Consider the following 8,260-nt stretch of genomic DNA (forward strand, 5'->3'; position numbering starts at 1 on the left):
AGTCACATGGGGCACGTCCCCCGAAATGGTCGTGCCTGTTGATGCCAGAATTCCCGATCCTGATGCGGAAAATGATGCAGTAAAACGTAATGGCATGTTAAAAGCATTGAAGTACATGGGATTAAATGCCAATCAGCCGATTCAGGACATCCGTCTGGACCGCGTTTTCATTGGTTCTTGTACCAATTCACGTATTGAAGATCTTCGAGAAGCTGCAGCTGCGATTAAGGGTGGGAAAGTTGCCGAGACAGTCAAACAGGCGATGGTAGTTCCCGGTTCAGGTTTAGTCAAACAACAGGCTGAGCAGGAAGGTCTGGACAAAGTTTTTGTTGAGGCCGGATTTGAATGGCGCGACCCAGGTTGTTCCATGTGTCTGGCAATGAATGCTGATCGTCTGGAAGCCGGCGAGCATTGCGCCTCAACTTCTAATCGTAACTTTGAAGGCCGACAAGGTCAGGGCGGTCGTACCCACCTAGTGAGTCCGGCAATGGCTGCAGCAGCGGCTATAGCTGGTCACTTCGTTGATATCACCGCCCATTAATGACAACCAACTATCAAGCTGCTGAGGCCGAACTCAGCACTTTGCGCGATTTCCTGCGTTGGACGACTTCGCGTTTTGAAGAAGCCAGGTTATTTTTTGGTCATGGCAATAACGATGCGTTTAATGAAGCGACTCAACTTGTTCTGCACAGTCTTAAACTTCCAGTAACCGAGTTACCCGAAATATTTCTGGATGCCAGACTCTGTAGTGCTGAAAAACAGATTTTGCTCAATCTGGTCAAACGCAGAGTTGAGGAACGTGTACCAGTCCCCTATCTAACGCGTGAAGCATGGTTTGCAGGGTTGCCATTTTATGTTGATGAACGCGTTCTGATTCCCCGTTCACCCTTTGCTGAGTTAATTGAAAGCCAATTTTTGCCCTGGTTACTGAATGTCGAGGGTGTAGAACGCATTCTGGATATGTGTACCGGCAGTGCCTGTATTGCGATCGCTTTGGCGATGGCATTTGAAGGCGCAGAAGTAGATGCTGTGGATATCAGCGAAGAAGCTTTGGCCGTCGCCCAGATAAATAAAAATAAACATTTGCTCGGAGATGAGCTAACAATTATCCAATCGGATTTGTGGTCTGAATTGGAGCGTTCGCGGCAATATGATTTGATTGTCAGTAATCCACCTTATGTTGGTGATTTTGAAATGGCCAGCCTGCCAGCTGAATATCATCATGAACCGGTTGATGCGTTGCAGGCTGAAGATAACGGGCTTGCTCTGGTTGAACAGATCATTATTGGAGCAGCTAAGTTTCTAACACCACACGGCTTGTTGTTTGTTGAAGTGGGCAATAGCGATCTGGCAGTAGATGAGAGATGGCCGGAAACCCATTTTTTGTGGCTGGAATTAGAACAAGGCGGCCATGGAATCTTTATGCTGACTCACAAACAGTGTGTTGAGTTTGCATCCGTTCATTCCTGAGTTTCGCTAACGGTTTTCTCTGACTCTGCCTGATAAATCCGCACACAGTTCCGCCCTGCCATTTTTGCCTGATACATTGCGCGATCAGCCATTTCAAACAGGCTATTTAAGGTGTCTTGTTTATCATGGCGGAGGATCGCCACACCCACGCTGATAGTAATGCTGATGCTGGCGGGTTTGAATCTGGTTAAACGTTTCTGCATACGCTGCATCAGGGCTGAAGCGGCCTGCTCGTCACATCCTGGCAAGAGCAGGACAAACTCTTCACCGGACCAGCGGGCAATCATATCGACATCACGCACATGGCGTTTTAACCAATTGCCCAGTTCTGCCAATAAATTATCACCCCGCACAAAACCATGCTGCTCATTAATCGCCCGGAAATGATCCAGGTCGATGACGGCCATCGCCAAATCACGCTTGAAACGATAAGCTTCGCTTAAATATTTACCCGCAAACTCCCGTAACGCATGACGATTAAATAACTGTGTCAATTCATCCAGCATTGCCAGACTGCATAATGAATTCTGCTGCGCTCTCAGTTCACGAAAATTCTGGTAACTGGTAATGTGATTAAATACCCGTTGACGCAATTCTTCGCGAACAATCGGTTTGGAGACAAAATCATTGACGCCAAGGTGGAATAACTCGATTTTGCGTGACACATTATCAAAGCCTGAAGTCGCTATGATCGGCACATTGCCATAATCCTCCCGCAATCGGCGGATCTTTCTGACCAGTGTAATGCCACTCATACTGCCTTCCAGCATGATATCGGTGATCACCAGCTCATAGTCTCCGCCACTGAAAGCATCCCATGCTTCCTCTGCAAAGGTATAGGCATCAACATCCAGCCCCATATCAGTCAGTAAATCGATAATAATGGTTTGCAATACCCGGGAATCTTCAATGAACAATACCCGGCCGGATAATTGGCGGGTCTCCCGTTGAGCCAGACGTTGCACATAAATACCCAGTTCGGCTTCATCATGTTTGCTGAAAATATCAGTAGCGCCAGCCAGAAGGGCCTGTTTCAGCGTCCGGGCGTTGTCACTTTCCGTCATGACCAGCACAGCAGCATAATCATAACCATTAATAGCCCGTAATTGACCACAGAATTCACTGCCGGCAATATCAGACAGATCATCACTGCAGCAGACTAATCGATATCGTGTTTGCTGAGCATGCTCCAGCCCCTGATACCCCGTTTCAGCAATATCGACTTCAAATCCGGCTGCCGACAATAGCGCGCGGGCTTTATTTCTAAATTCAGTAGAAGCGTCTACTACTAATGCATTGAGTTTTTGCACTTAGCCAATCCTTTTATCTAATGTGCATTCTGCCTGTTGCTGAACATTAACAGCAAGCTTTCCCTGACAGAATTTGTTGCGTAAAACTTGTACGAAGGTAAAAACCACATGGATGATGCAATTCAACCTCACCGTCATGGCCGACTTGACGGGTAGTCACCCGACTATGTGCAGCCTTGGGACGAATCTGCAGATAACGTCCTAGTCTCGCGGTAACACCACCTTCAGCAATCATGATTTCCATCAACTCTTCCCAATCCTGGTGCAGCACAGTTTCCTGATGCTCTGAAGGTTGCCACAAAATTGCCTGCCCGATATATCGCTCCTCAAGTGGAATAGAATTCTCTGCCTCGAGCGGTAACCATAAAACCTTACTCAGTTTACGACGCAACCAGCATGTCTGCCAATGGGTTTCTGCCACTGCCCGTGGATTCACCGTGCAGACATAAGTGGATTCTTTTGGTTCACCCTTGCTATTTAACGGGATAGTTTTTAATTCAATACCTAAAGCCACGAAGTCCGGTTCAGCCTGATTGCCGGCATCTGCCCCCAGAATACGTTCCAACAGATTGCCCAGCCAGCCTTTATGTCGTCGCAAATCAGCAGGTACAGGCAGATTATACTGTTGCGCCAGCTGGGCAACTGTTTTTCCCGTAATGAGCTCACAACGCCGCAGCAATTCTTCTTCTGACAGTGGCGCTGTAACGGGAAGCATTAATTGGTCAATATCCTCGGGCATGGGTGACATGATAATCTAGTACGTTTAAATCTGCTTGGGGCGATTCCGGTGAAAGCGCTGACTATTAAACATCTGAATAAAACCTATCGCAATGGTCTGGAAGCGCTCAAAGATATCAACCTGACTGTAGAAGAAGGTGATTTTTTTGCACTGCTCGGACCAAATGGCGCTGGCAAGTCTACGACCATCAGTATATTAACCTCGTTGGTGACAAAAACCAGCGGGGCGGTAAAAATCTTTGATGCCGATCTGGACACTCAAACCGAACTCGCTAAAAGTTATATCGGGCTGGTGCCGCAGGAATTTAATTTTAATGGTTTTGAGCAGGTCAAACATATTCTGGTCACACAGGCCGGTTACTATGGTGTGCCTGCCAAACAGGCCGAACCCCGAGCCGATGCCTTGCTTAAACAACTGGGCTTATGGGAAAAACGACATACCGCCTCACGCTCATTATCTGGCGGCATGAAGCGCCGGCTGATGATTGCCAGAGCCCTGGTTCATAATCCCCGACTCCTCATACTGGATGAGCCAACAGCTGGTGTAGATATTGAACTGCGTCGCTCTATGTGGGTATTTTTACGCGAAATCAATCAACGTGGTACCACTATCATCCTGACCACGCATTATCTTGAGGAGGCCGAAAACCTGTGTCGTAATATCGCCATTATCGATAAAGGCCGCATCGTTGAAAATACCGATATGAAATCGTTATTAAACCGTCTGGATAAAGAGACGTTTGTGCTCGATTTACTTGAACCACTGACAGATAACAATTTACTGCAAGGAATTGAATATCATCAGGTGGACCCGACGACCATTGAAGTAGAGCTGCATCGACATGAAGGACTGAATGGTTTGTTCAGTGTATTGACAGAACGGGGCATAAAAGTGGGAAGCATGAAAAATAAGGTAAATCGTCTTGAAGAATTATTCTTAACCCTGGTTGAGCGTCCGGAGTCTGTCGAATGAATCATCGTCGTCAGCACCATTGGATCGCATTTTCAACATTAGTAACACGGGAAATCAGACGTTTTTTGCGGATTTGGGCGCAAACGCTGTTACCGCCAGCGATCACCATGACCTTGTATTTTATTATTTTCGGTAACCTGATTGGCACCCGAATTGGTGAAATGGATGGCTTCAGCTATATGGAATACATCGCCCCCGGGATCATCATGATGGCGATCATTAACAATGCTTATTCCAATGTGGCTTCGTCTTTTTTCAGTGCAAAATTTCAGAACCATATTGAAGAACTGATGGTGTCACCAGTTCCCAATTACATCATTCTCGCAGGCTATGTCGTCGGTGGTGCCGCGCGTGGATTGTGTGTTGGACTGATAGTCACTTTAGTGTCATTATTTTTTACTAAACTCACCATACAACATATTGGCATCACCATCAGCATGGTGTTTCTCAGCGCGATCATGTTTGCATTGGGCGGCTTCATTAACGCACTTTATGCTCGCAGTTTTGATGAAATCTCGATTATTCCAACCTTTATCCTGACCCCCCTCACCTATCTGGGTGGGGTGTTTTATTCGATTTCGCTGCTACCGGAATTCTGGCAGAACGTTTCCATGTTGAATCCGGTGTTGTATATGGTCAACGCGTTCCGTTATGGCTTATTGGGCGTCTCGGATATTCCCGTAGTCGCTGCTTTTGCCATCATCCTGCTGTTTATCGCTGCCCTGACCACTTATGCGTTGTATCTGCTGCATAAAGGTACTGGCTTGAGGAATTGATTTTTATGAACCACAGAGACACAGAGTTTTTATTATTGGTTTATCCGCAGATTACGCAGATTTTCGCAGATGCTTTATGAATGATTTAACAAGTCAGTTTGAAAGAAGTTAGCCCTCATAGTTCTTTCGTGATGCATTACTGCATCAAACTGAAAACCATTTATTTAATCTGCGTCCATCTACGTATTCTGCGGACTATTTTTTGAAAGTCTTCAAACACCACTTACACGCCAGTCATCATAAACCACAAACTATTTATAAAACTCTGTGCCCTCTGTGTCTCTGTGGTTACTTTTAATCTCCGCCTATTAAATTGAGCGCATCCTGAACCACTTCAACCCCGGCCCCGGGTAAATGGGCGTTTTCACTTAAATGCCGTCGCCAGCGACGTGCGCCGGGCAAGCCCTGAAACAAACCCAGCATATGACGGGTTATCGATTTTAAGGGTCTCCCCTCTTTCATGCGCATTTCAATATACGGCAGCATCAATTCAACTATTTCATGCTGACTCGGGATTGATCGATCATCATTAAAAATCCGTTTGTCCGCCTCGGCCAGAAGATAGGGCTGATGATAAAGCGCGCGCCCCATCATGACACCATCCACCTGTTGCAGATGTTTTTCAGCTTCATCCAGCATATGGATTCCCCCATTGATATCCAGATGCAAATCTGCAAATTCCTGCTTGATTTGATACACCTTTTCATATTCAAGTGGCGGAATATCCCGATTTTCTTTAGGACTTAACCCTTTTAGCCAGGCTTTGCGGGCATGCAGAATCAATGCATCCACCTCAGCCTGATAAACTGACTCAACAAATTCTTTTAGGAATTCATAGCTATTACTCTCATCAATACCTAAGCGGGTTTTTACCGTAATGGGGATATCGACGGCCTGTTTCATTGCTGTCACGCATTCAGCAACCAGTCTGGGTTCAGCCATCAGACAGGCACCAAACCGGCCATTTTGCACCCGATCGCTTGGACAGCCCACATTTAGATTTATCTCCTGATAACCCGCTTCGGCACCTAATATGGCACATTTTGCCAGTTCAGCAGGCTCACTACCGCCTAACTGTAACGCCATGGGATATTCCAGCTCATCATGTGCCAGAAAACGTTGATAATCTCCATGCAATAACGCACCTGTTGTCACCATTTCGGTATATAACATAGTGTGTCTGGAAATGAGCCGGCATAGATAACGGAAGTCGCGATCAGTCCAATCCAGCATGGGGGCCAGCGATAACCGGTGAGCGAATTTAATATTGGCTGTCAGAGTCATAATAAAACCTGTTTAATCCGACATTTTCGCAAATCAGCCGCTAAAATGCCCAGTTAATATGCTTTTTAAGTCATGCGATGAGTATCATTAAGATTAACGATCTATCCGTTGAAGTTGTTCGAAGCCCGCGCAGAAAGTCTCTGGCCATTAAAATCCAGGATGGCAACGTGACGGTGCATTTACCCAAACTCATGCCCTTATGGCTGGCCAAGCAGTTTGTAATGCGCAAACAACATTGGATTCAGGATAAATTGCGGCATTACCAGCAACGTCCGCCAGAAAGGCAATTCATCGACGGTGAATTGCAGCCGTTTATGGGCGAACACTATCCTTTACATATCATTCATGAGTCCCAGCGCCAACGATTACATGTTCAGTTTGATCAACACAAATTTCTCATTATGGCTCCAGCCAGTGCTTCATCAATACAAATAAGGCAGGCCTTAGCGAGGTGGTACAGACACCAGGCAGAAGCATTACTGACTGCCCGCGTAAAACAACTTGCTAAGCATACCGGCCTGCAGCCCAATCAGGTTCAGATCAAAAGCTATAAATCCCGCTGGGGCAGCTGTAATATCCGAGGAGATATTCAACTTAACTGGCAACTGGTTCAGGCCACACAGCCCATCAGTGATTACGTCATCATTCACGAGCTGTGTCATCTGCAACAGCACAATCATTCGAAAGCTTTTTGGCAGTTGGTGGAACAATTCGACCCGAATTACCGTCAACATCGTGGTTGGCTGAAAAATCATGGACATCAGCTAGTTATATGAGCATTAGTCCTTAACTTGTAATTTTTCGAATATGAATTAATATATGCCCCATTGAATGAGGAACGCTGCGACAGAGGAAGCTCTGCTAGGCTTATTCAATGTCACATTTTCAAAACGGCGTTCATTATTAACAGGTCACTGATAGTAATGGGCGTTTCATCCGAACTTTACCCATAGTCCGACTATCATTACCTTATTTGAATTTTAATAATGAGGAAGTTGTCTATGAGTAATGCTTATCTTTTTACCTCTGAATCGGTTTCAGAAGGTCATCCAGATAAAGTAGCAGACCAAATTTCCGACGCTGTTTTAGATGCCATCCTGACAAAAGATCCCCACGCCCGTGTTGCCTGTGAAACTCTCATTAAAACAGGTGTTGCCATTGTTGCCGGAGAAATTTCAACCAGCGCCTGGGTGGATTTGGAAGATATCGTCCGTAAAACCATAACGGATATCGGTTATAACAGCTCTGACGTCGGTTTTGATGGTCAAACATGTGGCGTGATGTCTGTTATCGGGAAACAATCCGGTGATATCGCCATGGGCGTTGATCGTGAGACAGAAGAAGATCAGGGTGCAGGTGATCAGGGCTTGATGTTCGGTTATGCCAGTAACGAAACTGAAGTGCTAATGCCCGCCCCTATTACTTACGCTCATCGTTTGGTCAAACGTCAGGCAGAAGTGCGTAAAAGTGGTGAACTCACATGGTTACGGCCTGATGCTAAAAGTCAGGTGACCTTTATTTATGAGGATGGTGTTCCTGTCGGTATCGATGCGGTGGTGTTATCGACTCAGCATAACCCTGAAATCAGCCAGGCCGATCTCAAAGAAGCAGTAATGGAACTGATTATCAAAAAAACGCTTCCCGCTGAATGGCTGACCAAAAACACGCAATATCATATTAATCCGACCGGACAATTTATTATCGGTGGG

Annotated in this window: 9 protein-coding genes and 1 riboswitch; of the genes, 6 read left to right on the forward strand and 3 right to left on the reverse strand. The window is 46.0% G+C overall.

What is annotated here, in order from left to right:
* Together B3O33_RS01095 and prmB are read left to right on the forward strand one after the other, a co-directional pair.
* Positions 1 to 541: aconitase family protein (locus tag B3O33_RS01095; protein ID WP_292362759.1), on the forward strand; the 541-nt coding region annotated here is incomplete at its 5' end.
* The gene (gene prmB, locus B3O33_RS01100; protein WP_292361944.1) at positions 541 to 1,470 is read left to right on the forward strand and encodes a 50S ribosomal protein L3 N(5)-glutamine methyltransferase; all 930 of its coding nucleotides are present in this window, start codon (positions 541 to 543) and stop codon (positions 1,468 to 1,470) included. The genes B3O33_RS01095 and prmB, both read left to right, overlap by 1 nt.
* Here the strand turns inward: prmB and B3O33_RS01105 are convergent.
* Together B3O33_RS01105 and mutH are read right to left on the reverse strand one after the other, a co-directional pair.
* Positions 1,461 to 2,780, reverse strand: coding sequence for a diguanylate cyclase domain-containing protein (locus B3O33_RS01105; RefSeq protein ID WP_292361943.1), 1,320 nt, complete (start codon positions 2,778 to 2,780; stop codon positions 1,461 to 1,463). The two genes, prmB and B3O33_RS01105, sit on opposite strands and share 10 nt — an antisense overlap.
* Positions 2,781 to 2,826: 46 nt before the next feature.
* Positions 2,827 to 3,528: a DNA mismatch repair endonuclease MutH gene (gene mutH, locus B3O33_RS01110; protein ID WP_292361942.1), complete on the reverse strand. Its 702-nt coding sequence runs from the start codon at positions 3,526 to 3,528 to the stop codon at positions 2,827 to 2,829.
* A 39-nt stretch (positions 3,529 to 3,567) separates the two neighbouring features.
* Here mutH and B3O33_RS01115 point away from each other — a divergent pair, with 39 nt between their 5' ends.
* Positions 3,568 to 4,491, forward strand: a complete 924-nt coding sequence (locus B3O33_RS01115) for an ABC transporter ATP-binding protein (RefSeq protein WP_292361941.1) — start codon at positions 3,568 to 3,570, stop codon at positions 4,489 to 4,491.
* Positions 4,488 to 5,267: an ABC transporter permease gene (locus tag B3O33_RS01120; RefSeq protein ID WP_292361940.1), complete on the forward strand. Its 780-nt coding sequence runs from the start codon at positions 4,488 to 4,490 to the stop codon at positions 5,265 to 5,267. The genes B3O33_RS01115 and B3O33_RS01120 overlap by 4 nt, the downstream gene beginning before the upstream one ends.
* 294 nt (positions 5,268 to 5,561) lie before the next feature.
* Here the strand turns inward: B3O33_RS01120 and dusA are convergent, their stop codons facing one another.
* Entirely contained in the window at positions 5,562 to 6,551 is a 990-nt protein-coding gene (dusA, locus tag B3O33_RS01125; RefSeq protein WP_292361939.1) for a tRNA dihydrouridine(20/20a) synthase DusA, read from the reverse strand.
* 77 nt (positions 6,552 to 6,628) lie between these two features.
* On the opposite strand from dusA, the gene B3O33_RS01130 reads away from it, so the two are divergent.
* Positions 6,629 to 7,327 carry a M48 family metallopeptidase gene (locus tag B3O33_RS01130; protein ID WP_292361938.1) on the forward strand — a complete coding sequence of 233 codons (699 nt, stop codon included), beginning with the start codon at positions 6,629 to 6,631 and terminating at the stop codon, positions 7,325 to 7,327.
* Between the two features lie 51 nt (positions 7,328 to 7,378).
* A riboswitch (S-adenosyl-L-homocysteine riboswitch) is annotated at positions 7,379 to 7,457 on the forward strand.
* A gap of 95 nt (positions 7,458 to 7,552) precedes the next feature.
* Positions 7,553 to 8,260: methionine adenosyltransferase (metK, locus tag B3O33_RS01135; RefSeq protein ID WP_292362760.1), on the forward strand; the 708-nt coding region annotated here is incomplete at its 3' end.

Source organism: Methylophaga sp. UBA1464 (genome assembly GCF_002325665.1).
GTDB lineage: Bacteria > Pseudomonadota > Gammaproteobacteria > Nitrosococcales > Methylophagaceae > Methylophaga.